The sequence below is a fragment of the Planotetraspora silvatica genome, from assembly GCF_016863315.1.
In the GTDB taxonomy this organism is placed as follows: Bacteria; Actinomycetota; Actinomycetes; order Streptosporangiales; family Streptosporangiaceae; genus Planotetraspora; species Planotetraspora silvatica.
Genome location: NZ_BOOQ01000005.1, coordinates 68,952 through 93,114 on the forward strand (window position 1 = coordinate 68,952; position 24,163 = coordinate 93,114).

General features: G+C 67.4%; 25 protein-coding genes and 1 tRNA gene. 17 read left to right on the plus strand and 9 right to left on the minus strand.

Features of this window, described 5'->3' with window-relative positions; all coding sequences use genetic code 11:
• Nucleotides 1–126: 126 nt before the first annotated feature.
• Nucleotides 127–897: a nuclease-related domain-containing protein gene (locus Psi02_RS05800; RefSeq protein ID WP_203972399.1), complete on the plus strand. Its 771-nt coding sequence runs from the start codon at nucleotides 127–129 to the stop codon at nucleotides 895–897.
• Nucleotides 898–1,012: 115 nt separating this feature from the next.
• Here the strand turns inward: Psi02_RS05800 and Psi02_RS05805 are convergent, their stop codons facing one another.
• Both Psi02_RS05805 and Psi02_RS05810 read right to left on the minus strand, forming a co-directional pair.
• Entirely contained in the window at nucleotides 1,013–2,428 is a 1,416-nt protein-coding gene (locus Psi02_RS05805; RefSeq protein WP_239094635.1) for a vWA domain-containing protein, read from the minus strand.
• Nucleotides 2,429–2,436: 8 nt separating this feature from the next.
• The gene (locus tag Psi02_RS05810; RefSeq protein WP_203952891.1) at nucleotides 2,437–3,285 is read right to left on the minus strand and encodes an AAA family ATPase; all 849 of its coding nucleotides are present in this window, start codon (nucleotides 3,283–3,285) and stop codon (nucleotides 2,437–2,439) included.
• Nucleotides 3,286–3,369: 84 nt separating this feature from the next.
• Between Psi02_RS05810 and Psi02_RS05815 the strand changes: the two genes are divergently transcribed.
• Nucleotides 3,370–3,443: transfer RNA gene (locus Psi02_RS05815), tRNA-Lys, on the plus strand.
• Nucleotides 3,444–3,565: 122 nt separating this feature from the next.
• On the opposite strand, the gene Psi02_RS05820 is transcribed toward Psi02_RS05815, so the two are convergent.
• Nucleotides 3,566–3,970 carry a winged helix-turn-helix transcriptional regulator gene (locus tag Psi02_RS05820; protein WP_203972400.1) on the minus strand — a complete coding sequence of 135 codons (405 nt, stop codon included), beginning with the start codon at nucleotides 3,968–3,970 and terminating at the stop codon, nucleotides 3,566–3,568.
• Nucleotides 3,971–4,085: 115 nt separating this feature from the next.
• On the opposite strand from Psi02_RS05820, the gene Psi02_RS05825 reads away from it, so the two are divergent.
• From Psi02_RS05825 to Psi02_RS05855, 7 genes are all read left to right on the plus strand, one after another.
• Nucleotides 4,086–4,949, plus strand: a complete 864-nt coding sequence (locus Psi02_RS05825) for an SDR family oxidoreductase (RefSeq protein ID WP_203972401.1) — start codon at nucleotides 4,086–4,088, stop codon at nucleotides 4,947–4,949.
• 120 nt (nucleotides 4,950–5,069) lie between these two features.
• On the plus strand, nucleotides 5,070–5,654 hold the full coding sequence (locus Psi02_RS05830) for an NADPH-dependent FMN reductase (protein ID WP_203972402.1): 585 nt from the start codon (nucleotides 5,070–5,072) through the stop codon (nucleotides 5,652–5,654).
• Between the two features lie 17 nt (nucleotides 5,655–5,671).
• A complete protein-coding gene (locus Psi02_RS05835; protein WP_203972403.1) occupies nucleotides 5,672–6,664 on the plus strand; it encodes an ATP-binding cassette domain-containing protein in 993 nt (330 codons plus the stop codon).
• A complete protein-coding gene (locus Psi02_RS05840; protein ID WP_203972404.1) occupies nucleotides 6,661–7,506 on the plus strand; it encodes an ABC transporter permease in 846 nt (281 codons plus the stop codon). The genes Psi02_RS05835 and Psi02_RS05840 overlap by 4 nt, the downstream gene beginning before the upstream one ends.
• A gap of 175 nt (nucleotides 7,507–7,681) precedes the next feature.
• Nucleotides 7,682–8,209, plus strand: a complete 528-nt coding sequence (locus Psi02_RS05845) for a GntR family transcriptional regulator (protein ID WP_203972405.1) — start codon at nucleotides 7,682–7,684, stop codon at nucleotides 8,207–8,209.
• Nucleotides 8,210–8,238: 29 nt separating this feature from the next.
• On the plus strand, nucleotides 8,239–9,099 hold the full coding sequence (locus Psi02_RS05850; RefSeq protein WP_203972406.1) for a DMT family transporter: 861 nt from the start codon (nucleotides 8,239–8,241) through the stop codon (nucleotides 9,097–9,099).
• A gap of 79 nt (nucleotides 9,100–9,178) precedes the next feature.
• Nucleotides 9,179–9,775 (plus strand): hypothetical protein, encoded by a 597-nt coding sequence (locus tag Psi02_RS05855; RefSeq protein WP_203972407.1) that lies wholly within the window; start codon nucleotides 9,179–9,181, stop codon nucleotides 9,773–9,775.
• 730 nt (nucleotides 9,776–10,505) lie between these two features.
• Here Psi02_RS05855 and Psi02_RS05860 read toward each other — a convergent pair.
• Together Psi02_RS05860 and Psi02_RS05865 are read right to left on the minus strand one after the other, a co-directional pair.
• Nucleotides 10,506–11,072 (minus strand): peptidase inhibitor family I36 protein, encoded by a 567-nt coding sequence (locus tag Psi02_RS05860; RefSeq protein ID WP_203972408.1) that lies wholly within the window; start codon nucleotides 11,070–11,072, stop codon nucleotides 10,506–10,508.
• A 964-nt stretch (nucleotides 11,073–12,036) separates the two neighbouring features.
• Entirely contained in the window at nucleotides 12,037–12,606 is a 570-nt protein-coding gene (locus tag Psi02_RS05865) for a hypothetical protein (protein WP_203972409.1), read from the minus strand.
• Between the two features lie 177 nt (nucleotides 12,607–12,783).
• Between Psi02_RS05865 and Psi02_RS05870 the strand changes: the two genes are divergently transcribed.
• Together Psi02_RS05870 and Psi02_RS05875 are read left to right on the plus strand one after the other, a co-directional pair.
• Nucleotides 12,784–13,317 (plus strand): GNAT family N-acetyltransferase, encoded by a 534-nt coding sequence (locus Psi02_RS05870; RefSeq protein ID WP_203972410.1) that lies wholly within the window; start codon nucleotides 12,784–12,786, stop codon nucleotides 13,315–13,317.
• An 84-nt stretch (nucleotides 13,318–13,401) separates the two neighbouring features.
• A complete protein-coding gene (locus Psi02_RS05875) occupies nucleotides 13,402–13,728 on the plus strand; it encodes a hypothetical protein (protein ID WP_203972411.1) in 327 nt (108 codons plus the stop codon).
• 310 nt (nucleotides 13,729–14,038) lie between these two features.
• Here the strand turns inward: Psi02_RS05875 and Psi02_RS05880 are convergent, their stop codons facing one another.
• Nucleotides 14,039–14,512 carry a MarR family winged helix-turn-helix transcriptional regulator gene (locus Psi02_RS05880; protein ID WP_203972412.1) on the minus strand — a complete coding sequence of 158 codons (474 nt, stop codon included), beginning with the start codon at nucleotides 14,510–14,512 and terminating at the stop codon, nucleotides 14,039–14,041.
• A gap of 83 nt (nucleotides 14,513–14,595) precedes the next feature.
• Between Psi02_RS05880 and Psi02_RS05885 the strand changes: the two genes are divergently transcribed.
• From Psi02_RS05885 to Psi02_RS05905, 5 genes are all read left to right on the plus strand, one after another.
• Complete coding sequence (locus tag Psi02_RS05885; RefSeq protein ID WP_203972413.1) at nucleotides 14,596–15,273, plus strand: hypothetical protein; 678 nt, start codon at nucleotides 14,596–14,598, stop codon at nucleotides 15,271–15,273.
• A gap of 152 nt (nucleotides 15,274–15,425) precedes the next feature.
• Nucleotides 15,426–15,797, plus strand: coding sequence for a ClpX C4-type zinc finger protein (locus Psi02_RS40640; protein WP_203972414.1), 372 nt, complete (start codon nucleotides 15,426–15,428; stop codon nucleotides 15,795–15,797).
• A 246-nt stretch (nucleotides 15,798–16,043) separates the two neighbouring features.
• Nucleotides 16,044–17,186 carry an aromatic ring-hydroxylating oxygenase subunit alpha gene (locus Psi02_RS05895; RefSeq protein ID WP_239094636.1) on the plus strand — a complete coding sequence of 381 codons (1,143 nt, stop codon included), beginning with the start codon at nucleotides 16,044–16,046 and terminating at the stop codon, nucleotides 17,184–17,186.
• Between the two features lie 104 nt (nucleotides 17,187–17,290).
• Complete coding sequence (locus tag Psi02_RS05900; protein ID WP_203972415.1) at nucleotides 17,291–18,328, plus strand: M48 family metallopeptidase; 1,038 nt, start codon at nucleotides 17,291–17,293, stop codon at nucleotides 18,326–18,328.
• A 119-nt stretch (nucleotides 18,329–18,447) separates the two neighbouring features.
• Complete coding sequence (locus Psi02_RS05905; RefSeq protein ID WP_203972416.1) at nucleotides 18,448–19,173, plus strand: hypothetical protein; 726 nt, start codon at nucleotides 18,448–18,450, stop codon at nucleotides 19,171–19,173.
• Nucleotides 19,174–19,212: 39 nt separating this feature from the next.
• Here the strand turns inward: Psi02_RS05905 and Psi02_RS05910 are convergent, their stop codons facing one another.
• Complete coding sequence (locus Psi02_RS05910; protein ID WP_239094637.1) at nucleotides 19,213–22,386, minus strand: ATP-binding protein; 3,174 nt, start codon at nucleotides 22,384–22,386, stop codon at nucleotides 19,213–19,215.
• A gap of 43 nt (nucleotides 22,387–22,429) precedes the next feature.
• Nucleotides 22,430–22,648 carry a hypothetical protein gene (locus Psi02_RS05915; RefSeq protein ID WP_203972417.1) on the minus strand — a complete coding sequence of 73 codons (219 nt, stop codon included), beginning with the start codon at nucleotides 22,646–22,648 and terminating at the stop codon, nucleotides 22,430–22,432.
• A 103-nt stretch (nucleotides 22,649–22,751) separates the two neighbouring features.
• Between Psi02_RS05915 and Psi02_RS05920 the strand changes: the two genes are divergently transcribed.
• Nucleotides 22,752–22,910 carry a hypothetical protein gene (locus tag Psi02_RS05920; protein WP_203972418.1) on the plus strand — a complete coding sequence of 53 codons (159 nt, stop codon included), beginning with the start codon at nucleotides 22,752–22,754 and terminating at the stop codon, nucleotides 22,908–22,910.
• Nucleotides 22,911–23,053: 143 nt separating this feature from the next.
• Here the strand turns inward: Psi02_RS05920 and Psi02_RS05925 are convergent, their stop codons facing one another.
• Nucleotides 23,054–23,968, minus strand: coding sequence for an N-acetyltransferase (locus tag Psi02_RS05925; RefSeq protein ID WP_203972419.1), 915 nt, complete (start codon nucleotides 23,966–23,968; stop codon nucleotides 23,054–23,056).
• Nucleotides 23,969–24,163: the final 195 nt, after the last annotated feature.

Sequence of the window (24,163 nt, forward strand, 5' to 3'; positions counted from 1 at the left end):
CTGGGGACGGGGCCAATCCCCGGTTTCGGAGGCGGGAATGGGCTAATTTCCTATCCCGAGGAGAGCTGGGGTTCCTACTTGGGTATCCCTGAGAAAGCCGCCTGCCTACCGTGGGGGAGTTTCGCCATGCCCAGTGGCTCGATCTACGTGCCTCAGGACGAGAAGTTCAAAGGAGCCTCGCCGCAGAACCTGTACGAGACCTTCTGGTTCGCCGGGCGCAAGAACCGGCTCCGTGTCCGCGCCGCCGTCGGGGTGGCCGGCTTCATCGCCGGCTACTACCTCGCGTACCAGATGGGGCTGGACAATCCCTTCGCCGCCGGCGTGCTGCTCGCCGCCGCCGCGGCCCTGGTCGACCTCCTGATCGCCTGGCGCTCCCACGAGCGCACTGCCGTGTGGCGGGGCAAGCGCCGCGGCGAGGTCAGGACCGGGAGGCTCCTGCGCCGAGGGCTGGCCCGGCACGGCTACCGCGTCATGAACGGCCGTGCCATACCCGGTGAGGCCTCGATCGACCACCTGGTCATCGGACCGGGAGGCGTGTGGATCGTGGACAACGAGGCGTGGGAACCCGACACCCACATCGCCAGATACGGCGAGCGCCTGTTCTTCGACGAGAAGTTCGGCACCTCGGTGGCCAAGGGGCTGATCGGCGCCGCCACGTCGATGGCGGGGCTGCTGAGCCGCGAGACCGGCATCACGGTCACGATCACGCCGGTGCTTGCGATCCACGGCGGCAAGATCGACTCACGCGGCGGGGTGCTCACGGGAGAGGGACTGACGGTCTCCTACCCGCGCAAGGTGGCGCGCTGGATCCGCTCGGAACCGACCGCCGAACTGACTGCGGAGCAGATCGAGTTGTTGTCGCGGACGGCCGCCCGCATCCTGCGCCGCATGATGTGATCCTCGGCCGGCTGGGAGATCGACGCGGGCGAAGGGTGTCGATGCGACCAGGGGCCGATGCCGGACATGGGCCCGATCGAGGTGGGGATCTCGATCCGGGAGACGGCTCGAGGGTTCACTTCAGCGTCTCGATGAACTCGGCCAGTTGGGCGACGTTCCGGCATTCGTACATCGGGACGACCGAACCGTAGCCGGTGGCGACCGAGTCGCCGGTGTCCCACTGCGCCCGGGGCTCCGGGTTGAGCCAGTACGCGTGCCGGGCGCGGCCGGCTATCCGCTTCAGCGTGTCCAGGGCGGGCGCCTGGTAGTTGGAGCGGGCGTCCCCGAGGATCAGCAGCGACGTCTTCGGGCCCACGGCGTCCGCGTAACGTTCGGCGAACCTCTCGAAGACGTTGCCGTAGTTGGTGCGGCCGAACCGGGTGATGTCGGCTTCCTGCGCCATCCGGGAGATCGCGTCGATGACGTCGGTGCCGGGCGCGAACATCTTGGTGATCTCGTCGACCGTGTCCACGAACGCGAACGCGCGCACCTTCGTGAACTGCTCGCGCAGGGCGAAGGTGAGCAGCAGCGTGAAGTGGGAGAACGTGGAGACGGAGTCGCTGGCGTCGCACAACACCACGAGCTCCGGCTTGTGTGGGCGCTTGGGCCGCAGCCGCGTCGTGAGAGGGACTCCGCCCGTCGACAACGAGGCCCTGACCGTGCGCCGGAAGTCGAGCCGCCCGCGACGGCCGAGCCGGTTCCTGATCGTGAGCCGGGTCGCGAGACGGCGGGCCAGGGGGTAGACCTCACGGCGGAGTTGTGCCAGCTCGGCCTTCGTCACGCGCAGGAAGTCGATCCTGTCGATCGGTGGCTTGACCGTCGAACGGGCGATCTTCTCGATGCCCGACTCTTCGGCGATCCTCCGCCGGACGTCGGTGGCCACTTCTTCCTGGAATCTAGCGATATTTCGGCTTATCCGCTGGCGGGCGATCTTCTCGGGGAGGCCGCCGCGTTCCGTCAGCATCCGGCCGAGCAGGCGGGCCGTCAGCGTCTCGGGGGACAGCGCGCGGATCACGGCGAAGGAGAACCACGACTGGCGTCCCGCCGCCGCCTGAACCCGGCCGAACCGCTCCACCATCGCGCGGGCGAACTCCCGGAACGCGGGGTCGTCCGGATCGTCCATCAGCAGGTCGGCGAGCCGGTCGCGTAACTCGGGGATCTCGGCGTGCTCCAGGTCGGCGGCGCGGTCCCGCCGCTCGCCCGTGTCCCTGTCGGGGTCCGCATCCGGATCCGCGCCTGTGCCGTCCGAGATCACGGGCGGGAACCACAGGTCGAACAGCATGTCGAAGCCGGGACGGTACGACGGGCGCTTGACCAGCGTCGCCGCGTACGCCTCGCGGAGCGTGTTCCGGTCCGCCAGGTCGATCACGGTGAGGGCGCCGGCCGCGTCGAGCCCTTCGGCGAGGGAGACGGGCAGCCCCGCCTCGCGCAGTGCCTGGACGAAGCCGAGATGCCGGTCGACCAGCGACTCCCGTGTCATGACCGTCTTCATGACCGGTTTCATGACCGGGCCGGCAGGCCGAGCTCCTTGGCGGCCCTGGCCTGGTCGGAGTTGTGCTTGAGCACCACGCCGAGCGTCTGCCCGATGACCGTCTCGTCGAGTTCCGTACGGCCGAGCGCGAGTAGGGTGCGGGCCCAGTCGATCGTCTCGGCGATCGACGGCGACTTCTTCAGCTCCAGGACGCGCAGCGCGGCGACCGTACGGGCGAGTTGTTCGGCGATGCTCGCGGGCAGTCCGGGCACCTGGGCCAGCACGATGTCGCGCTCGCGCTCGGGGGTGGGGTAGTCGAGGTGGAGGTAGAGGCAGCGCCGCTTGAGCGCCTCCGACAGTTCGCGGGTCGCGTTCGAGGTGAGCACGACGTACGGCGTGCGCGCCGCGACGATCGTGCCGAGCTCGGGGATCGTGATCTGGTAGTCGGACAGGATCTCCAGCAGGAGTCCCTCGACCTCGACGTCGGCCTTGTCGGTCTCGTCGATGAGCAGCACCGTCGGCTCGTCGCTCCTGATCGCCTTCAGCAGAGGGCGTTCGAGGAGGAACTCCTCAGAGAAGATGTCGTCCCAGGCGTCGTCGTCGGCCTGGATGCGCAGGAGTTGCTTCTTGTAGTTCCACTCGTAGAGCGCCCGCGCCTCGTCCAGGCCTTCGTAGCACTGCAGCCTGATCAACCGGGCGCCCGTGGCCGCCGCGACGGCCTTGGCGAGCTGGGTCTTCCCGACCCCGGCAGGCCCCTCGGTCAGCAACGGCTTGCCGAGCGCTCCGGCCAGGAAGACCGATGTCGTGATGCCGTCGTCGGCAAGGTAGTCCACGGCCGCCAGCCGTTCCCGGACCTCGTCAGGCGAGGCGAACCACATCTGCGCTCCCAGCGTCGCCGAATGTTGTTCTAGCGTAGCCCGGTTTTGAGTGGTCTGGGCATTGCGATAATCTTTAGGAGCTCTGCGCCGCTAGCTCAGTTGGTTAGAGCAGCTGACTCTTAATCAGCGGGTCCGGGGTTCGAGTCCCTGGCGGCGCACTTCTCCGAAACCCAGGTCGATCCAGCCGATCTGGGTTTTCTGCTTTCCACCCGGCCGTGAAGTCGCGGTCACGTCCCGGGAGTCGTCCTCGGTCTCATCAGCCCTCTCGTCCGTGGCCTCTTTACGGCTCCCGGGCCCCGTCGTAGGCGTCGCGCGCCGCGAAGACGTCATCCAGCCGGGACTCGACCCACCGGGTCAGCGTCCACACCTGCTCGGCGACCTGTCGGCCCATGGGAGTCAGGGAGTAGTCGACGCGCGGCGGGATGACGGGCTTGGCGTCGCGGTGGACGAAACCGTCGCGTTCCAGGGTCTGCAGGGTCTGCGCGAGCATCTTCTCGCTCACGCCCCCGACCTCGCGGCGCAACTCGCTGAATCGGTACGGGCGCTCGCGCAGCGCCGCCAGGACCAGCACGCCCCAGCGGCTGGTGACGTGTTCGAGCACGGCCCGCGAGGGACAGCCCGCGCGATTGACGTTCGGCGGCGGTGCGAGCGTCCCGGCCGCCACCGCCTTATCACTTACGTCCATTTCAGTACCTTACTTCAAGGTGGGTACTTACGAGTTTGACGGTACCAGCCGTAGGGTGAGCGCCGAGTGCGGGACCTGCACTCATTGCACACACCTAACGGGGAGAAGCACTGCGATGAGCATCGTCATCACCGGCGCGACCGGACAGCTCGGCCGTTTGATCATCACGGACCTGCTCGCCGCCGGCGTACCGGCGGACGGGATCACGGCTGTCGCGCGCAGCACGGAGAAGGCCGCCGATCTGGTGGCGAAGGGCGTCGGTCTGCACATCGCCGACTACGACCGGCCCGAGACGTTCGTGGGCGTGTTCCGGCCCGAGGACCGCGTGCTGCTGATCTCGGGCACGGACGTGGGCAGGCGCACGGCCCAGCACGCAGCGGTGATCGACGCGGCGAAGGCGGCGGGCGTGGCGCAGTTGGCGTACGTGGGCGTGTTCGGAGGACCCAAGACCGATCTCCTGCTCGCGGGCGATCACCACGAGACGGAGCGGCTGATCCTCGACTCCGGCCTGCCGTACACCTTCCTGCGCAACAACTGGTACTCCGAGATGTACACCGGCGACCTGGCCGGCATCGTGGAGCGGGGGGCGGTCGTCAACCACGTCGCCGAGGACGGCCGCGTCGCCACCGCCACGCGCTCCGACTACGCCGCGGCCGCGGCGGTCGTCCTGCGCACCGACGGGCATCTGGACAAGGCGTACGAGCTGGGCGGCGACACCGCGTGGACGTTCGAGGAGTTCGCCGAGGAGCTGACACGGCAGACGGGCACGAAGGTCGTGCACACGTCGGTGCCGGCAGCCGAGCTCAAGGCGATCCTCACCGGCGTGGGGGTTCCCGAGGGCTTCGCCGACGTCCTCGTGGACGTGGACGAGGGCATCAGCCGGGGCCTGCTCGCGGCCACTCCGGGGGACCTGTCGCGGCTCACCGGACGCCCGACGACTCCGATCGCCGACGCGATCGCGGCGGCCCTGGCGTCCTGACCCCCGGTGGAGACTTCGGCATAACGTCGCCGGAACGGCGCCCGCTAGATCCGATCTAGCGGGCGCCTCGCCGTTTCTCGCGCCTGTGAGGTGACGCCGGACAGCCGAGGAGGGGCGCCGATGTGGATCACGGAGGTCGTGCCCCCGCTGCGCATGGCAGCGATCATTGGAAGCACCAGGGAGGGCCGTGTCTGCGACGTCATCGGCCGGTGGTTCGTCGAACGGGTGCGAGAGCGGAAGGACATCCAGACGGAGGTCGTCGACCTGGCCGAGTTCGCCTTCCCCGCCAGATATCCGCATGAGGCGACGTCCCCCATGCGCAGGTTCACCGCGGAGATAGGCAGGGCCGACGCCTTCGTGGTGGTCACTCCCGAGTACAACCGCAGTTTCCCCGCGTCGCTCAAGCAGGCGATCGACTACGCCTACGACGAGTGGCAGGCCAAGCCGGTCGGCTTCGTGTCGTACGGCTGCAGGTCGGAGGGCATCTATGCGATCGAGCAACTACGGACGATTTTCACTGAGCTGCATGCCGTGACCATGCGCGACAGCGTGGGCTTCAACCTGCTCGGCGGCGGCGTCGACGACAGCGGCAGGCCATGCGGCACCGACGAACAGATCCAGGCGAGCAAGGCCATGCTCGACCAGCTCGTCTGGTGGGGCCTCGCGCTGCGGGCCGCGCGCGCCGCGAGGCCGTACGTCGCGTAACCGGAGAGGACAGATCGATGACGGAGCTTGGAACCGGCCCGGCGATAGAGACGTCGGGCCTGATCAAGATTTTCGGGAAGAACCGTGCGCTTGACGGCTTGGACCTCACGGTCCCCGCCGGGACGGTGTACGGCGTGCTCGGCCCCAACGGGGCGGGCAAGACCACGGCGGTGCGGATCCTGGCCACGCTGCTCCGCCCCGACGGCGGTGAGGCGCGGGTGTTCGGCCACGACGTCCTGCGTGATCCGGACGCGGTGCGCGGCAGAGTGAGCCTGACCGGGCAGTTCGCCTCGGTGGACGAGGACATGACCGGGATGGAGAACCTCGTCCTGATTGCGAGGCTGCTGGGCTACCGGAAGCCGGGCGCCAGGGACAGGGCGGGACAACTGCTGGAGGCGTTCGGGCTCACGGACGCGACCGACCGCCAGGTGAAGAACTACTCCGGCGGCATGCGCAGGCGACTGGACATCGCGGCCAGCATCCTCAGCACCCCCGAACTGCTCTTTCTCGACGAGCCCACCACGGGCCTCGACCCGCGCAGCCGCAACCAGGTCTGGGACATCATCCGCATCGTGGTCGCCCACGGCACGACGGTCCTGCTCACCACGCAGTATCTCGACGAGGCCGACCGGCTGGCCGGCCGCATCGCGGTCATCGACCACGGCAAGGTCATCGCCGAGGGGACGCCGGGCCAGCTGAAGGCCTCGGTCGGCGCGGGTTCGGTGCACGTACGGCTGCGCGACGCGTCGCAGCGGCCGGAGGCCGAGCGCGTCCTGTCCAAGGCATTGGACGCGCCCGTCCAACTCGAAGCCGATCCGGTGGCCCTGACCGCCCGTGTGGCGGGGGAGGGCATCGAGCACGCCGCCGCGGAGCAGGCCGCCCGCGCGTTGTCGGAACTGGCCGCGGCCGGCATCACCGTCGACGACTTCTCCCTCGGCCAGCCCAGCCTGGACGAGGTGTTCCTCGCCCTCACCGACCACCCGGCCACGTCAGAGGAGACAGCGGCATGAGCGCCACGACCACCGAGACCGGCACGACGTACGTCCCCGCCGCCGAGACGCTCGGCGCGGTTCTGGCACCGGGGGCACGCCCGCAGCGCCCCAGCGCTCTGTCGGCCTCGATCACGTTCGGCTGGCGCGCGATGTTGAAGATCAAGCACGTGCCCGAGCAGCTGTTCGACGTGACCGCGTTCCCCATCATCATGACGCTGATGTTCACCTACCTGTTCGGTGGTGCGCTGGCCGGCTCGACGACCGAGTATCTGCAGTACCTGCTGCCGGGAATCATGGTCACGAGCATCGTGATGATCACGATGTACACCGGCGTGGCGGTCAACACCGACATCGAGAAGGGGGTGTTCGACCGCTTCCGGTCGCTGCGGATCTGGCGGCCCGCGCCGATGGTCGGCTACATCCTCGGCGACATGTTCCGTTACGCGGTGGCGTCCCTGGTCATTCTCGTGGTGGGTCTGATCCTGGGTTTCCGGCCGGGCGGCGGAGCCGTCGGAGTGCTGGCGGGAGTGGGCCTGCTGATCGCCTTCTCGTTCGCGTTCTCCTGGGTCTGGACGATGTTCGGACTGCTGCTGCGCAGTGAGAAGTCGGTGATGGGCGTCAGCATGCTGGTGCTGTTCCCGCTCACCTTCCTCAGCAACGTCTTCGTCGACCCGGAGACCATGCCGGGCTGGCTGCAGGCGTTCGTCGAGGTCAACCCGATCACGCATCTGGTCAGCGCCGTCCGGTCGCTGATGGGAGGCACCACCGATACCGGAGAGGTCACCCTGGTGCTGATCTCCGGAGCGGTGCTGGTCGTGGTCTTCGGCACGCTCACGATGCGCCTGTACAACCGCAAGTGACAACCGACGGTGTCTACCTGCGGAAACGCCTAGGTTGATCTTCCAAGGGCACAGTCAGGGCACTCGACCCTTCCGCGAGGCTGGGCGCGAAGAAGGCATCCATGGCCTTCCGCGCCCGGTCTGCGGCGTCCGGCAGCAGGTGTGTGTACGTCCTCAGAGTGAACCCTGGGTCGTTGTGCCCGAGGAATTCGGCCACCGTGCGGATCGCGAGAGCGGCCTCTCACCGTTCCTGCTGGAGTGCGCCAAGCAGGGCAAGACCGGACGCTTCGAGGTCTTGAGTATCGAGCGCACCACCCCGCCGCCGGCAGTTGCCGACCGGCTTGGAATCTCCGCCAAAACCAAGTCCGTCTTGCAGCGCGACAACGTGTTCTGGGCTGATGACGACCCGGTCCAGCGCGTCACGACCTACATCCCGTGGACGATTGCAAAGGGCACCGGCCTACTCCAAGAGGAAGTCCCACACCAGTACGGCATTCACGGGATCTTCGAGGACAAGGGCCACACGATGAAGCGCATCCGCGAGGAGATCAGCACCCGGATGCCGCGCGCCGAGGAAACCCAACACCTCCGGCTACCGCCCGGAGTCCCCGTGATCGATGTCTGGCATACCAGCGTCGACCAGGACGGCCAGCCGTACGAGGTCACCCGGTTCGTCATGCGCGCTGACATGACCGGCCTGCTCTACGACGTGCCCGTGGAATGACCCGCGTCCGCGCTGAGGGCTTACTCCGCGTGGGTGCGCTCGCCTTGATCTGGGGGAGCGGATTCCTCTGGATCAAGGTTGCCCTACGTGGCTTCTCGCCTACTCAGGTCACCCTGATGCGCCTCGTGCTCGGAGCGCTCGTTCTGGTCATCATGGTCTACGCCCAGGGGCGACGGCTGCCCCGAGGCTGGAAGCTATGGGGACACCTCACGGTCGCAGCCCTGTTCGCTAACGCGGCGCCCTATCTGCTCTTTGCGATCGGAGAGCAGACCGTCTCATCATCGACGGCAGGCATCATCAACTGCACAACTCCTTTGTGGACGATGCTGCTCGCCTACACCATCGGTCATGACCGGACGATCGGGGTTCGCCGAACGGCTGGCCTCCTGCTCGGATTCGCTGGAACAGTCGTGATCTTCACACCCTGGTCCACGGGGACCCAGCTCATGACCTTCGGTGGATTCGCCTGCTTACTCGCCTCGGTGTGCTATGCGATCAGCTACATCTATATGGATCGCTTTCTGGTTAACCGAGGCATGCCGCCAATCGCGCTCTCAGCCAGTCAGCTCACCGCAGCATCCGGACTTCTGCTCGCAAGCACACCTATCGACGGCATGCGTCCGATCATTGTCCGGCCGGATGCCCTGGTCGCGATCGTCATCCTCGGTGTACTCGGAACAGGAGTCGCGTACGAACTGAACTACCGGATCATCGAAGAGGACGGGGCAGTGGTCGGATCCGTGGTTACCTATCTGCTCCCAGTTGTTGCCATCTCCCTTGGTTGGCTTGTCCTAGGTGAGGTGCCCACGGCCTTTACAGCCCTCGGAGCGGGTACCGTCCTTGTCGGGATCACTCTCACTCGCATACGGTCTCAACCCAGAAATTCTTGATTAGCAGCCCGACGCGGTCATGCCGATGAGCGGACGTTGTGGCTGATGGTGGTGTTGCGCCGACCAGGATAGTGAGATCGTGCCGAACCTCGACTTCTACGCCGCTGACGACGATTGGTTCTCGATCCTCGAGACGGTATTCGATCTCGGCTTGTTCCGTGTATTCGAACACGACTCGGAACCTGATTGCGAACTGCGGGAGTTTCAAGCCGCCCCAGATGTTCCCGACGGCCCAAGGGGACGACACCTGGCGTTGTTCGTCGTCGGGGCGGGCCCGGATCCCATGGCCAGGCGAATCGACCTGCTTCCGGGTGCGCTTGGAGATGCAACCTTCCGGTACTGCTGCGAAGGCTGGGGTCTCATTCAGCTCCACTACGGCGGATCGGTCGGAACAGAGGAACTGCGATGGAGCCACACGAACCACAACACGGAGAAGCGTGCCTCGGCGTGGGCGACAGCCCTGCAGCGACTCGGTGATCCAGCTGAGTGGAATTGGGCAGCGGTCACCAGCGCCTCTGGCCGACTCAATCGGGTCATTCGCCGGATGGCAGTGAGCAAGATCGGCTCACACCCCGTACTGCCGCACGCTGCGAGGGTCATCGCACACGCCAGCTTGCAATACGAGTACGGCATGGGTATCCACGCGACTCCGTTGTATGGCGTAAGTCGTCGGTGACGGTGCACGCTCATGCCGCGAGTCGCACCCCCGGCGCCACTCCGAGTTGACCATGTCAACCGTCCACTGGGGCCGCAGTGTCAAGCATGTGCCGGGACAGGACAAGAACCACAAGCGGTGCCCTGTGAGAAGTTTCTGTACGTCTTCAAGGCGGCCCTAACCGGGCCGCACGCGCCGCCGTCACGGCGCACGCCGCCGCCTCCCGCTGGCGCTCCCGGCGGACAGCGCGCAAAGAACGCCGGACGGCTGGCGCGGACGAGGGAAGGGCCGCCAGGCGACAGTACGAGTCCGCTCACAGGGATGTTGGGCTGAGCTGGAAGTGCCCGCCAGGTGCCGGCCGCGCGCGGTGGTGCCTCCGGCGGGGGCTCTCCGGCTCCGGGATGGCCTTCGAACACACGTGCGAGTTGCGGGATGGTTGGGGTGGTGCCCATCCCGCCCGCCATCGACCCAGGCAAGCCCAGCAGACCGCCTCCGCCGCCGCAAGCCCGGCTGTGACCGTTGGCGTCCCATCACCGTGGAAGGTGCACAGGCGAAGGGACACGTCAAGCCGGGCTTGCACCTCCGTCACCGGCCCGCTGCCGCTCCGCGGTGGGTCGACGGCAAACGGGATGGGACGGGGCTAGAGCGTGGCATGCGCCGGCTTGGTCACCGGCTTCTACAAGCAAAGGAGCTCGGCAGCCCGAATCTGCCGTATTCCGGTGGCACTCGCTGCGGTACGCGTGCAGTGAATTCAGCAGTACCGGTACACGAATGCCGCCTTATCGTTCGCGTCCCCGAGAGAAGGTTTTGCCCCAGGGTTGTAGTTGGTGAAGAGGTAAAAATGGGAGATATCCTGGTAGTTGATTGGGGTGGTAGTGCTGTTGTCGACCGAGGATACGCGGTTATTCCAGCCATAGTCTCCGAGATACTGCTGGCCACAGTCCGAGAGCTTGCCTCGTGGGTAGCCGAAATTAATGTTCTCGTAGAAGCAGAACCAGCCGGACGGGCAGTCGGCGACGCCGAGGGCGAGCTGCTGCCCAGGCAAAGCGTAGGTCACCACGAACTTACCGTTGTCATACGAAACCTCGTTGAGGCTCGTCTGCTTGCCCCCCGGGGCGATCTTCATCTGAAGTGCGATCTGGTCGCGCAACTCCGCATCCGAACGGGCCTGCCGGCTCAGCAGGGACGGCCTGTCAGTTGAGTTGGTCGATGCCGATGACGTTGCTGCTGGGGTAGGAGAAGGGGCTGCCGATGCAGGCGTTGCGGCGATGGCCGATGCGGCAATGAGCGCCGCCCCCATGGCCATGACAATACGCATGACTCGTCCGAGGTACAACTGCGTACTTCCTTCCACATTGATTCGCATTCCCTGTTTGGAATGCGTTGACTGGGATTGGGTTCGTGCAGTTGCGGTGATTGTAATAGCAACAGTGCTGGGTGTGGATCAATCTGTCCAGAACCGGACAACGCCAGACACAAGACGCGATTACGCACTCACTTCCCGTTACGGCCGCTGCTGACGGTGCCGCCGTAGGTCTCCCATGCACCGCCGTTGAGCCGTGGTCGGCGCACCCGGCTGGCTCACGCGGCCGGCGAGGGACGCCGGCGAGACGTGCCAGTTGGCGAGGAGGGACGCCCGGCGGGCCGGAAGCGAGGAGATTTAGGGGCTGTCGGTGGGCCGTCCGGAGGCGACCTGGGCCAGCAGCGCTCGCCCGCGCGAAGCCCCTGGGCAGGCTGAGCAAGGAGAGGGCAGGGCACAGCCAGGGCACATGACACCGTGAGCAGCTGCGAAATGCCGAGAACCACCGAGACGGCCGTTGCAGGTCATCGCGGTGGTTCAGGGTTTTGTCGCAGGTCACGACGAACGTTGATTACTTCAACCGCAAGTGACCACAGGCCGTCTCCACTCGCCAGGGCACTCGACCCTTCCGCGAGGCTGGGCGCGAAGAAGGCATCCATGGCCTTCCGCGCTCGGTCTGCGGCGTCCGGCAGCAGGTGTGTGTACGTCCGCAGCCTGCATTTTTGAGAGCGGTCTGCCACGTCCTCTCGCCGTTCCTGCTGGAGTGCGCCAAAGCAGGGCAAGACCGGACGCTTCGAGGTCTTGAGTATCGAGCGCACCACCACCACCACCCCGCCGCCGCGTGGGTGCGCTCGCCTTGCTCTGCGGAAGCGGCTTCCTCTGGATCAAGATTGCCCTACGCGGCTTCTCGCCTACCGCCAAGCTCAACGGCACCGCGCGTCAGGCCAGATCAGTTACACCCTCCGTCGGAAAGTTCCAGCGGTCACCGCTCGTTGGACGGGGGGCGCAAGGGAGGTCGACCGCGACGGACGAGCGAGCGGTTCAGCCAGTCGTAGACCGGCGTGAAGGGTCCTAACGGCGGCGGCGGACTGGGCTCGGGCTCCTGCTGGGAAAGGATCGGCACCTGCGGCGCCGCTTCCCGGACTGCCGATTCGAGCCGCCGCGAGTCGTAGCGGGCAAACAGGGGGCGGGCCTGCTCAACGGTGCCGTCCGCAAGCTCCACCTGAACCACCGGCTGCACCCGCGTTGTTTCCGCGCCACCGATGTCGGTCCAGGTCCGCACAGCCGTGACGTCGGCCCACTGCAGCCGCCGCGGCTTCGCGCCGCCGATGAGGAACCCGTCCCGGTCTACGGCTAGCACGACCTCCCGCCGGAGCGCCGCCCGCGCCCTGAGGATGCCGAGGGCGACGAGGCCGCCACCGCCGATCATGCCCAGTACGGCGAGTAGCGCATCGCCATCGGTGACGGCACCCCAGATTATCGCCGTACCGACGGGGAGCGGCAGGTAGGGCCGCGGGTCGAAGCGGCGCTCCCGGACAACGTACGGCAACATGGCCACCTCGGTCCGTGCGGAAGTACGACGGAATCCACGAGTACGGAACCCACGAGTATCGTCCTCCCGAAGTGAGGTCCCGTACACGGGTCGAGGGGACATGGGCCCGCGCATCCGGGCCGAATCCGTCAGCTACCAGCGTTGCCCAAGCAGAGCGGTGTGCGGCATGGTCTCGTAATGAGCGCGCTCCGCAGCAGAGGAGTGCATCGGGCAGCGTTCAGGATGGCCGTTCCTCATGAAATGCACCTGAGGCAGAATGCGGCGGTGGTGGAGATCCGGTTGTTCCGATCCGGCGACGGTCCGGCCGTGGCCGACGTCATCGAGCGGTGCCTACGCGAACTCAACAGCCGTGATTACCCGGAAGAGATCATCGAGCGCATGTGCGCACACTTCTCCGCCGAGCGGATCGTGCAGCTCGCCGACGAGCGGCAGATGTTCGTCGCCGAGTGGGCGGGGATCGCGGGCACCGTCTCCCGCGATGGCAACAAGGTCTTCACGATGTTCGTCCATCCCCGGGCGATCGGTCAGGGTGTCGGACGGCGGTTGATGCGCCACATCGAGGCGCTGGCTGCAGCCGAGGGGTACGACTACATGGAAACCGGCGCCAGCGTGACTGGGCACGGGTTCTACCAGCGGCTGGGTTACGTCGACGTGCGTACGAGCGAGACGGAGTTCGGCTTCAACTACATTCTCCGAAAACCACTGCGATGACGCCGCTGGAGACGCAGGCGGTAAGCCACGTCCCGTTCGGCGGCAGGGCAGACGAACAAGCGTGATCAAAGTAGGGTGATCGCCGTGAAAACACTGATCGGCCGTCTCGTCCTGCCCATGATCTGTGTGCTGCTCGGCTGGGGCGTCTACGCGTTCAGCGGAATTGGACAGAGCGACGAACTGCGCTGCGGCGATCGCGTCATGACGACCAGTGACACGTGCGAGCACGTCACCAATGGCGCGACGCGGACCAACGACTACTACCAGGAGAAGGCCGAGAACGAGCGCCTGTCCAACCTGGTGAAGAACGCCGGCCTCGGCATCATGGGCCTGAGCGGGCTGTCAATCCTGTACGTGCTGGCCAGCAGCGGCGTGCAGGCGGTCCGGAAGAGGGCACCCGCACAGCCCTAGCGGCACCAAGCGGACGACTTGATTAATACGGCGAGGTGAACGAAGGTCGGCGACGACTGCAGGTGCCGGCCGAAGATGACCGAGGGCAGCCGATGCAGTGACCGGCCGAAACGTCCGCTCATCGGCTACTTGTCAACTGGCGGTACGACCGCAGCCCGGCCAGGCTTGGCCGAGGTGACCGGCGGGGTGGCTCTCTCATGCGGCTGCCCACCGCGGTTTGGGTGGCTCACTCATGGCATGCACCCCGCCGGACCGAGACGGCCGGTGCAGGTCATCCCGGTTTGGGAAGGGCGACGCAGCGCCCGGCCGGTCATCCCTTCGACGACTCGTCTTCGGCAGCGAGAAGCTTCATCATCAAGGCGATGAACTGACGCCGCTGCGCATTCGTCAGAGGTTTCAGAACCTGCTCCTGAATGCCGTCGATGACATTGTCGAGTTCCAGGAGTTGTTCGACTCCGGCCGGGGTGATGGTGACGATGTTGCGACGCCGGTGATCGGGGTCGACGGACCGCTCGACGAGGCGGAGTGACTCGAGCTCGGACAGCACCGCCGTGACGTCACTGCGATCGATCCCGGTCCCACGGCCCAGGTCGGCCTGGCTCGCGGGCCCCCACTCGTCGAGTGCGGCCAAGAGGCGGTAGTGGTAACTGCGAAGGCCGCGGCCGTACGACTCGAACCCGGCGGCGAGGAGACCCGACGAGCGGGCGAAGGTCCGGCTGATGAGCCAGGTCGGACGATCCTTGATGCGGGCGGGAGTACGGCTTGGCGGGTGGTCCGTCGGCATGGGTAGACGCTATCAGTTGTTGGCGTGGCCAACGTTTGTTATGTTGGCCACGCCAACATTGGCCCAATCAAGGAGACCGGCTCATGGACGAACCGACCACCAGCGGACCCGAGCGGATTCTGGTCATCGGCAGAAGCCCCAGTGTGATCCTTGAAGCTGCCGACATCCTGCGAAGCAAGGGCTTCCACGCAGATGCGACGAACCAGTTCGACGAGGTGATGACGGAGTACGACACCGCGAACATCGATGTCGTCGTCTTCGGTGGCATGGTTCCGCCTAACGCCAAGCGGTACCTCAAAGAAGAGATCTCCAAGGTCAACGGCCATGTCACCTTCGTACAGGGACTCGCCGGAATCGCGGGCCTCATCGCCGCCCAGGTTGAGGGCGTCACGTCGGCCGCCGGAGACGACGACGGCGTGGCATATGACGCGACGAAGAGAACGGTGCGGCTCAACCTGCGGGAACCGGCCCGGGTGGTCGTCGAGGCCTGGTGGGGCACCTCATTCACGCCGCCCGAGCCGACGAGCACCTCGATGCGTGTGATCGACTCCCACTTCGATTCAGGGGAGTACGTCATTCCGCTCCCCGCCGAGGTTCCGCCAGTGGCGTCGTTCGTCACCGTGTCCGTCGGGCCGGCCGTCCGCGCGTTCACGGTCGGCGCGATCCCGGAGGCCGTGATGCGCATGGTTCCCACTGGCGACCCGGCCCAGCCCCCCGCGCTCCCACCCGTCCGGGCGGTGGCCACTCACAACGATGACTGACGAACCGGGCACCCCGGCCGTCTGCGAAGGCACCGCCTGCTGCTGAGGTGTCGTCGGCCGGCGCTTCAGAAGGGGCGGCACGCATTCCTGTTGTCAGGGGATCCCTGACAGTCTATGGTGTCAGGGACGCCCTGACACCTGAGGAGCATGCTGTGACATCGCCTGACGCCCTGACCGAACTCGCTCGGTGTTCCTTCTGCAACAAGTCGGACACCAAGGTCGACAAGCTGGTCGCCGGTGCTGGAGTGCACATCTGCAACGAGTGCGTGGCTCTCGCCGCGTCGATCATCGACGGGAGCCTCGGCGGCCCGGCAGGACCGCGCGTGCCTGTCTGGGAGTCGTTGACGGACGAGGAGATGCTGGGTCACATTCCCCGCGTCGCCGCACACATCGACCAGGCCGAGGCCGACCTCCGTTCGTGGGTTCAAGAACTGCGCCGACGCGGTGTCACCTGGAGCAAGATCGGCGAAGCTCTCGGGGTCACCCGCCAGTCCGCATGGGGGCGGTTCTCCGGCGAGGAGTGAACGCGACCCCGCAACCTGCTCACCGGACCGGAACGGAGGGACCCCTCGGTTCCGGTCCGGTTCCGTCCAAGGCTGCGAAGTGTGGAGGGCGCACTGTGGCCGGCTGCGCCGATTAGATACTCAGGGGGCTTGAATCTGTACTAAAAGGATCATTAGCCTCAACCTGGCCGGTCTGGGATTCCTGTTCCGTCTCGCGGGATCGCCATCTGGGCACCCGTGCTCTCGGAGTCAGGCATTGGAGGTACGGTGGCCCCCGATTCGATCTCCGCGATCGACCACATCTCGGCCGGATACGACCCGGACCCTGCGTTGTCGATGTCGTTGCACGCCGACGCCTATACCGATCCGAAGTGGTTCGAGGTCGAGCAGCGGGCGATCTTCGCTCGTTCGTGGCAGTGGCTGTGTCATGTGGAAAGGCTGCGGGAGCCGGGAAGCTATGTGACGGGCACGGTGGCCGGCATGCCCATCGTCGCCGTCCGGGACGAGGCCGGCACGCTGCGGGCGTTCTACAACGTGTGCAAGCACCGGGCGCATGAACTGCTGTCCGGTTCCGGCGTCCGGCGCAGCATCGTGTGTCCGTACCACGCCTGGAACTTCGACCTGACCGGCCAGTTGAGGCGAGCGCGCAACACCGGTGACATGCCGGGCTTCGACACCTCCGCGGTATGCCTGGACCAGATCCAGGTCACCGAGTTCGGCGGCATGGTCTACGTCAACCTCGACCCGGAGGCGGCCCCTCTGTCGGAGCAGGCCGGAGACCTCGAGGCGGAGATCGAGGCGAGGGCACCGGACGTGGCCAAGCTGACCCTCGCCCGCCGGCTCACCTATGACATCGCCTCCAACTGGAAGAACGTCGTCGACAACTTCCTGGAGTGCTACCACTGCCACGTGGCCCACAAAGACTTCGTGTCCCTGGTCGACATGAGCACCTACAAGGTCACCACCCACGGGATCTACTCCAGCCACATGGCCCAGGCCGGTAGAACGGAGAACTCCGCCTACGACGTGTCAGGTGCGACGGTCACCGAGCACGCGGTCTGGTGGCTGTGGCCCAACACCTGCCTGCTGCGTTATCCCGGCCGGGGGAACTTCATGGTGTTGCAGATCATCCCCGACGGCCCGCAACGGACTCGCGAGATCTGGGACTTCTATCTGGAGACCGCGGAGCCCGACGAGACCGAACTGGACAGCATCCGGTACATCGACGAGGTTCTCCAGGTGGAGGACATCGCCTTGGTGGAAAGCGTCCAGCGCGGGATGCGCACCCCCGCGTTCACCCAGGGGAAGATCGTTTATGACCCCGACGGGTCCGGGTTGTCGGAGCACGCCGTCCACCATTTCCACGGCCTCATCCTCGATGCCTACCGACACGAGCTTGGACGATCTTGACCTTTCACGGTGAGGCGCGCCATGACCACCCCCCAGTCCCGCGTGAATCCCGTCGCCGGCCACTGAAACGACCGGGATGGGGAATCGCCAGGCTCCTCACCTACGTGCTGTCGGTCGCCATCCACGCGCTGACCGCCGCCATCCTGGTCGCCGCCGTCGTCATCCTGGTCAACTGGTACGACACCGTCCAAGGCTGGCTCGTGGGAGGCGGTCTCGCCGCGATCGCACTGTGGCTCCGCCCACGGACGATCCGGCCGCCGAAACACGCCGTGACGATCTCCAGGACCGAGGCGCCCACGATGTTCGAGGTGGCCGACCGGATCGCCGAAAAGGTCGGGGCGTCGCCGGTCACCACGATCCACCTGCACGACCTCCTCTTCCGCTGCGCCCACGTCCGGATCGGCGTACGGCGAGAGCCCACCCTGGTGATCGGACTCCCTCTGCTGGTCGCCTCGACTCCACGGGAACGCGCGGCGATGCTCGGCGTCGCGTTCGCTCATGACGTGGCGGGCGATCCCGCGCGAGGCCCGCTCGTGCGCTCGGCTCTCGACACGGCCGCCGCGTGGCGGCGCTCCCTGCTGGACGTGCGCGTCGACCGGTACAGCATGCCCGACGACCCGGTGGTGGCCCTGTTCGCCCCCGCGTTCCCCGCCGAGCGGATGGGCTCCCAGATCATCGGGAAACTCGCCGGGTGGGTGCTGGGCTCGCCGCTGTTCCTGGCGGAGTTCGCACTGACTCGGCTCGTGTCCGGCCAGTCCAGGCTCGCCGTCCACCACGCGGACCAGGTCGCCGCCCGCGCCGTCTCGTCGCAGGCCGTCATCGAGTATCTCGATGCCCTCACGATGGCCGAAATCCGCCTCACTCCCATCCTGTCGGCGGTCAGGCGAGGGGAGACGCTCGGCGGGATCCGTGAGGCGGTGCTGAACCGAAACGCAGATCACGACATGCGGCGGGACGCCTCTGTCGCGAAGCGGACCTGGCGGGATCTCGAGCCGCCGACCGCACTGCGGGCGGCTCTCCTTGAGGCGTCCGAGGCCGAAGAGGGCTCCGTGGGCCTCGATCGGGGCGAGTCCGACCGCATCGACGCCGAACTCGAGCGTCACCTGACACGGAGCCTCCGGGAGCTGTCCCAGATCACCTGAAGGGTCGAGCCTAGCGGCGACTAGTTCCCAATAGTGATGGTTTGCCCTGCTTCGTGGCTACATGTCGATCGCAGATAGGATCACCGCGCCCCAAACCCGGGCTAACTTGTGGAGAACTCGTGTCTCAACCCCCCCTTGACCTGCCGGAACACCCGAATACTGACAGCGGATCGCATCCGCCGTTCCCGCAGCCGGAATACCTGGACAGCGGCCGGCCGCCCCACCCCGGCTACCCGCAACCTTCGGCGGCTCCACCGAAAAAGCGCAAGGTGGGCAAGATCGCCACCATCGTTCTTGCCGCGGTGGGCGCAGCCCTCGGCAGCGCCGTAGTCAATTACGCCTTCAAGGACCACACCGATAAGACGAACGACGTCCAGAGCAGTATCCAGACACACGTCGTCGAGCCGACGACGCTCGACGGCAGGGCCAAGGTCGTGGATCCCGACCTACAGGCGATGGCCGACGGGATGGTCGCCCAAATGAAGAAGGAGATACCGCAGGCGACTGGTGCGATCTCCGCCTTCTATGGCGACCCGGCGAAGCAGGACCTGGTCCTTATCATCGGCCTGTCCTCTCACCTCACGTCCCCGGCCGCCGAAGTCGACCAGGCCATCACCAGCATGGGAAGCGGTGGTGTGAAGGTCACCAACGTGAAGGCGGTCGCGCCGGGGTCGCTGGATGGCGTCGCCAAATGCGGTGACGCCGATCTCGGCGAGGTTCCGGCCGGCGTATGCCTTTGGGCCGATCACAACACCATGGGGACGATCTTCATCTACTTCAAGTCCGGCGACGAGGCCGGGGCCGAACTCGTGAAGCTTCGCGGTGAGATCGAGCAGCGCGACTGACTTCGGCTTTCTTGAATCCGCCTCCGGCGGCGTCGGGCGTCAACAGCGCCAGCTGATCTCCTGATCGGGCTGGTAGCGGCACGCGGCGCCGGTGGAGACGGTGGCGCGGAGGTGGGCGGCGAGTTCGGGGTGGAGGCGGTCGAGCTTCCGCAGGACGTCGCGGATCCGGGCGGTGACCGTTTTGCGGGCCCGCTCGGCCTCGTCACCGAGCCTGCGGTCACGCCCGCCGAGCCCGGCGGCGGACCGCAGTTCCGCGAGCAGCGCCTCCCGCTCCCGGTCGAAGTCCGCCGCCCTCCGGTCGTCGCCGAGCCCGGCCGCGCGGTCGATCTCCTCGTCGAGCCGGGCGAGGCGGCGCCGGTATCGGGCCTTGGCCTCCTCGTCGAGGATCGGGTCGCCGCCCATCCGCCGGGCCGCGACGACGAGTCGGCCTCCTTCGGGGTCGAGGAGTTCCACTGCGGACACGTCCGTCCCCGGGCGGCTCAGCAGGCGGTGGAGATCGCGCAGGCCCTTGGCGTCGGGCAGGTGGACGGTGCGGCCGGCGAATCCGAGTGACCAGACCTCGCCGTCCCGCCGGAACGTGTCGCCCTGGGCGGGCACATGGACGGCCTCGGGCGGGCGCGGCCGCACCTGTAGCCGCTGGACGCTCTCGACGATGTGGGTCATGCCGATCCGAGCCGCTTCGGTCGCGACGTCGTCGAGAAGTCTTCCGGCGGCCTCCGCGTCCCCGGTCCTGTTCCGCGCGAGCAATGTCTCGGCGAGATGGACTCTCGCCTCGATCGACCAGGGGCGCGCCTGCAGACGGTCGGCGGAGTGCCACGCGGCGGTGAACCCGTCGATCGCCTCGTCCCAGCGCTCCTGGGCCGCGTCGACGAGAGCCAGCCACAAGACCATCGGGCCGCCGATGTCCCAGCCGTGCATGGCCACCGCCCAGGTGCCGATGTGCGGCTCGAGGTCGGCCCGTGCCTTCTCGCACAGCTCGGGGTCACGCGAGGCCGCGGCGACCATGGCCTGGAAGCGCAGCCACAGGGGCTGCACCGAGCGCTCGCGCGGCTCGCCCTTCGCCGTCGCCTCGGCCAGGTAGCGCCGTGCCGGCTCGACGTCTCCCCTGCGCAGCTCGGTCATGGCCTGAAGAAGGCCGGGGCAGGGGTGTCGGCTCCTGAGGAGAACGCGGTGCACGTCCTCCAGATCCTCGAACCTGCCCTGGAGCAGCCGCACCGCCCAGCGATGATGATCGAGCATGTAGGCGAAATGGTCGTGCCCGAGGCGTCCGTTGACCTCGACGACCTCGTTCAGGTGGCTCTCCGCCTCGTCGAAGCGGCCGAGGAGCGCGGAGACGATGCTGAGGTCGGAAGACGTGGCCAGGCCGAGGCGGGGAGTCTCGTCCCGCCGGCCCAGCTCGATGTACGCGTCGAACTGGTCGAGGTAGCGGGGATCGCCCTGCTCCAGCAGGGCCACCCAGCGCAGGGCGGCGGCGTAGCTCTCCATCTCCACGTCGGCGGTACGGCGGGCAAGGGTCAGGATTTCGTCGGTGAGCGCCACCCTCTCCGGCGCGGTGCCGGGACCCCAGATGCTGTCGTGCCGGGCCCACAGGCCGAAGACCAGGGCCTCGTCGTCATCGTCGCGCCTGGCCAGCACGGCGACCTGGACGGCCAGGTCCTGGGCGACGCGGTCGAGGGGCAACGCGTCGGGCGAATCCCGGCGGATGAGCCTGCGGTGTGCCTGTCTCAGCAGGCCGGCGCCCATCTGGCCGATGTGGTCGCGGCCGCAGGTTCCGTGGACGGACAACGCCACCCGGGCCAGCAACTCGGGGTCGTCCGCCTCCTGCGCCACAGCGGCGGCCTCTTCGAAGGCGTGCCACCCGACGTCGCTGTCACCCCAGTGATAGAGCTCGCGGCCGAAGTCGATCGCGATCATGACCCGCCGGCGCGGGCTGCCGTCCACGGCCAGATCGAGCGCCCTGCGGTAGTGGCCGGCCGCCTCCTCCGTCGCCAGGCGCCGTACGGCATGGTGGGCCGCGCCGACCAGCAGTTCCACTGTTCGAGCCGTTCCGACGTGGTCGCCGGCGAGGTAGGCGTGACGGGCGAGATCGGCGGGGACCGTCCGGACGGCGAGGTCCGGCGTCCGGTCGACGGCCCGGATGACCGCGGCGTGCCGGCGGGGCGCCTCGTCCTCGTCGAGCGACTCGTAGAGCGTCTCGCGGACCAGGTCGTGCGCGAAGGCGAACTTCGCCCCGCCTTTCGCCACGACGAGCCGGGCCGTCACCGCCTGGTCGAGCAGCCGATCCACGTGCGCGACCGGTGCCGCCGCCGTGGCGGCCAGCACCTGGCGGTGGAAGTCGCGGCCGAGCACCGCGGCCGTGGTGAGGAGTTCCACGACCGGCCGGGGGAGCAGGGAAAGCCGGCGCAACAGGGTGTCGCGGACACCGGGGGTGATCGCGGTGACCGACCCGCCGCTGCGCCACAACCGTGCCGTCTGCTCCACGAAGAAGGGGTTGCCCCCGGTGCGCCTGTGCACCTCGGCGACCAGGTCGGGGGCCGGTTCGTGGCCGGCCGTCCGGGCCATCAGCGCCCCGACCCCGTCGCGGTCGAGTCCTGTCAGCGTGATGGTCGTCGCCCTCGACGCCAGTGGCGACAGGAACGGCCGAAGCGGGTGGTCGGCGTGCTCCACCTCGACGTCCCGGTAGGTGCCCACGAGCAGGAGTCGCTCGAACCAGGTGTGCTGGGCCGCGAACTCGAGCAGCTTCAGCGACGCCGCGTCCGCCCAGTGCAGGTCGTCGAGGACGACCACGACGGGGCGGCTCTGCGAGATCGACACCAGGGCGCTCGTCACCGCGTCGTACAGATGGAATCCGTCGACGACGTCGGAGTTCGGCGACTCGCCGAGCAGGGCGGCGAGACCGCCCCGCGCGGCGTCCTCGGCCGCCGACCACTCGCCGGGCGTGACGCTCCGCCGTACACCGCGCAGGACCTGCACCCACGGCCAGTAGCCCGGCGCGTTGTCGGAATCCCAGCACGATCCACCGAGAACCAGGGCGCCCAGCCGTCTGGCCGCGTCGGCCGCGTCGGTGACGAGCGTCGTCTTGCCGATGCCCGCCTCGCCGGTGACCAGGACCAGACCGCCGTGGCTCTCCGCGGCCCGGCCGATCTCGGCGCGCAGCATCGCGGCGGGATGGTCCCTGCCGATGAGCCCGCGAGTCACGTCGTCAATCCGCATCTCTATAGGAAGGTAGCCGTCCGTCCCGTCCGTGGTCCGGCGCTCACGGCGTTCGCCGGTGACGACGTAGAGGTTCGGCGGTGAGCGAGTTCCCGGAGGCCAGGAGTCGCCGCGGGGTTCCGATGAAGACCGTGATCTTGTTCTTCGGAATGCGCAGGGAAACGCCCTTGTGATTGTGCTCCCGGGCGCCGACGATCCTGATGGTGTCGTGGTCGGCCCCTGGTGGAGATGCCCGTCCCGGCTTCTCCTCGGCGACGCTCATGGGGGTCCTTTCTCCCGAATGCTTAACGTGAAGCAAGTAATTCGGCACGCACGATGACGCCCGCCGGAAATGCCATATTAAGATTTCTGACGTTTCTTCGCACATGCCGATCTTCGTGTTCCGCGTGCACGTCGATGCGCCGCCCGTGCGCAGGCTAATCAGAAAGCAACATATCCGCGAATATATGCTGCTTAATGGCGACAAATGCCGTCAGTTGGCGGACGTCATCACGTTCCGCATCACGTTCCGCGTCGCCACCTGAACAGCGAGCGTCCCTTGGGCTGCGACGGTGGCGGGGGATCGGCGGGCGCGGCGGGCGTCCGCCTGCCCGGAAGGCGGGCCTCCGGACGGTGCCGTACGGCTGGGCAGGGCCGTACGGCACCGATCACTCGGGAGGGCGGGGACCTAGACGGGATGGTGGAGGAACACACGTTCCTGGACGACGGGATAGCGGGCGCGTGCGAACGCGGCGGCCATCGGAATGTTGCCGACGTCGGTGTCCGCCCCGATCTCGGCGGCTCCGGCGTCCGCCAGGATGTGGGTGGCCTCGACGAGCAGGTCGTACCCGTAGCCGTGGCCGCGCTGTCCGGGGACGACGCCGACGTACCCGATGGTGGGGCGCGTGTGGTTCCTGCCCGGGACGGTGAGACCGGCCAGGTCTCCCTCCCTGGTGTAGGCCAGGCGCCACCATTCGCGCGGCGACGGCATCCAATGCAGGAACTCCAGCTCGTCCCTTGCCGAGGCGTCGACGCCTCCACGCGCCATCTCGGCCCGGGCGTGCGCGTCGAGCGTGTTGTGATGTGTGCGGCGGATGGCGTCGAGGATCACTTCGTCGTCGGGCTCCGGCCGGAACTCCAGCCGACCCGGCCGCAGGGGAACACCCGCGTCCGGAGTCCACAGGTAATTGAGGCGCTCGACCAGTGGCTCCATGCCGGCCTGCTCCGCCGCCGAGATCCGGACCTCGGCCTCCGCGCGGACCGTGGGTTCCTCCCGCCATCGCGGCGGCAGGACGAGGCAGTATTCGGCGGTGAACGGAGCGGCTCGGAGCAGCGCCGCACCGATCTCGACGTCGGATCCGAAGTCGAACCAGTCGAGGGCCACGGGTCGCGGGTCGTCCGGGCCGCCCCACCAGGCGGCCCTGCCGACGACCTCGCCGTCGCGCAGCGCCACCCAGGTCCACTCGGGGCGGTACTGCGCGGCCGCGGCGACCTCCAGATAGTCGCGGCCGGCCCACGCCATTCCGACGGACGCCGGGGCGGACAGGGAAATGAACAGGTGTTCTTCGCCCGCTGTGAGCGGGCGGATGACCAGATCGGTCATGGGGAGTCGTCCTCCAGGGGAGATGTGCGCTCCCCGGTCAGACCCGCGTGAACGCCCGAGCGGGAAGGGAGCGCATGAACGGTCGTGTCGACATGGCTCTCACCTCCTTGGCCTTCGAGGGCGTGGTCTCACCCAAGCACAGGCGCACGCGCCTGCTCAACTCATTTGTGATCGGAAATCCGATCGCCTCCCCGT

Bases quoted from the DNA above. Each gene is read 5' to 3' on its own strand.
- Psi02_RS05810 (WP_203952891.1), bottom strand. From the start codon at position 3,285: ATGTGGTTCGCCTCGCCTGACGAGGTCCGGGAACGGCTGGCGGCCGTG.
- Psi02_RS05885 (WP_203972413.1), top strand. From the start codon at position 14,596: ATGGACGAACCGACCACCAGCGGACCCGAGCGGATTCTGGTCATCGGC.
- Psi02_RS05915 (WP_203972417.1), bottom strand. From the start codon at position 22,648: ATGAGCGTCGCCGAGGAGAAGCCGGGACGGGCATCTCCACCAGGGGCC.
- Psi02_RS05925 (WP_203972419.1), bottom strand. From the start codon at position 23,968: ATGACCGATCTGGTCATCCGCCCGCTCACAGCGGGCGAAGAACACCTG.
- Psi02_RS05910 (WP_239094637.1), bottom strand. From the start codon at position 22,386: ATGCGGATTGACGACGTGACTCGCGGGCTCATCGGCAGGGACCATCCC.
- Psi02_RS05840 (WP_203972404.1), top strand. From the start codon at position 6,661: ATGAGCGCCACGACCACCGAGACCGGCACGACGTACGTCCCCGCCGCC.
- Psi02_RS05865 (WP_203972409.1), bottom strand. From the start codon at position 12,606: ATGTTGCCGTACGTTGTCCGGGAGCGCCGCTTCGACCCGCGGCCCTAC.
- Psi02_RS05860 (WP_203972408.1), bottom strand. From the start codon at position 11,072: ATGCGTATTGTCATGGCCATGGGGGCGGCGCTCATTGCCGCATCGGCC.
- Psi02_RS05880 (WP_203972412.1), bottom strand. From the start codon at position 14,512: ATGCCGACGGACCACCCGCCAAGCCGTACTCCCGCCCGCATCAAGGAT.
- Psi02_RS05820 (WP_203972400.1), bottom strand. From the start codon at position 3,970: ATGGACGTAAGTGATAAGGCGGTGGCGGCCGGGACGCTCGCACCGCCG.
- Psi02_RS05870 (WP_203972410.1), top strand. From the start codon at position 12,784: ATGAGCGCGCTCCGCAGCAGAGGAGTGCATCGGGCAGCGTTCAGGATG.
- Psi02_RS05830 (WP_203972402.1), top strand. From the start codon at position 5,070: ATGTGGATCACGGAGGTCGTGCCCCCGCTGCGCATGGCAGCGATCATT.
- Psi02_RS05920 (WP_203972418.1), top strand. From the start codon at position 22,752: ATGCCGATCTTCGTGTTCCGCGTGCACGTCGATGCGCCGCCCGTGCGC.
- Psi02_RS05835 (WP_203972403.1), top strand. From the start codon at position 5,672: ATGACGGAGCTTGGAACCGGCCCGGCGATAGAGACGTCGGGCCTGATC.
- Psi02_RS05805 (WP_239094635.1), bottom strand. From the start codon at position 2,428: ATGAAGACGGTCATGACACGGGAGTCGCTGGTCGACCGGCATCTCGGC.
- Psi02_RS05825 (WP_203972401.1), top strand. From the start codon at position 4,086: ATGAGCATCGTCATCACCGGCGCGACCGGACAGCTCGGCCGTTTGATC.
- Psi02_RS05800 (WP_203972399.1), top strand. From the start codon at position 127: ATGCCCAGTGGCTCGATCTACGTGCCTCAGGACGAGAAGTTCAAAGGA.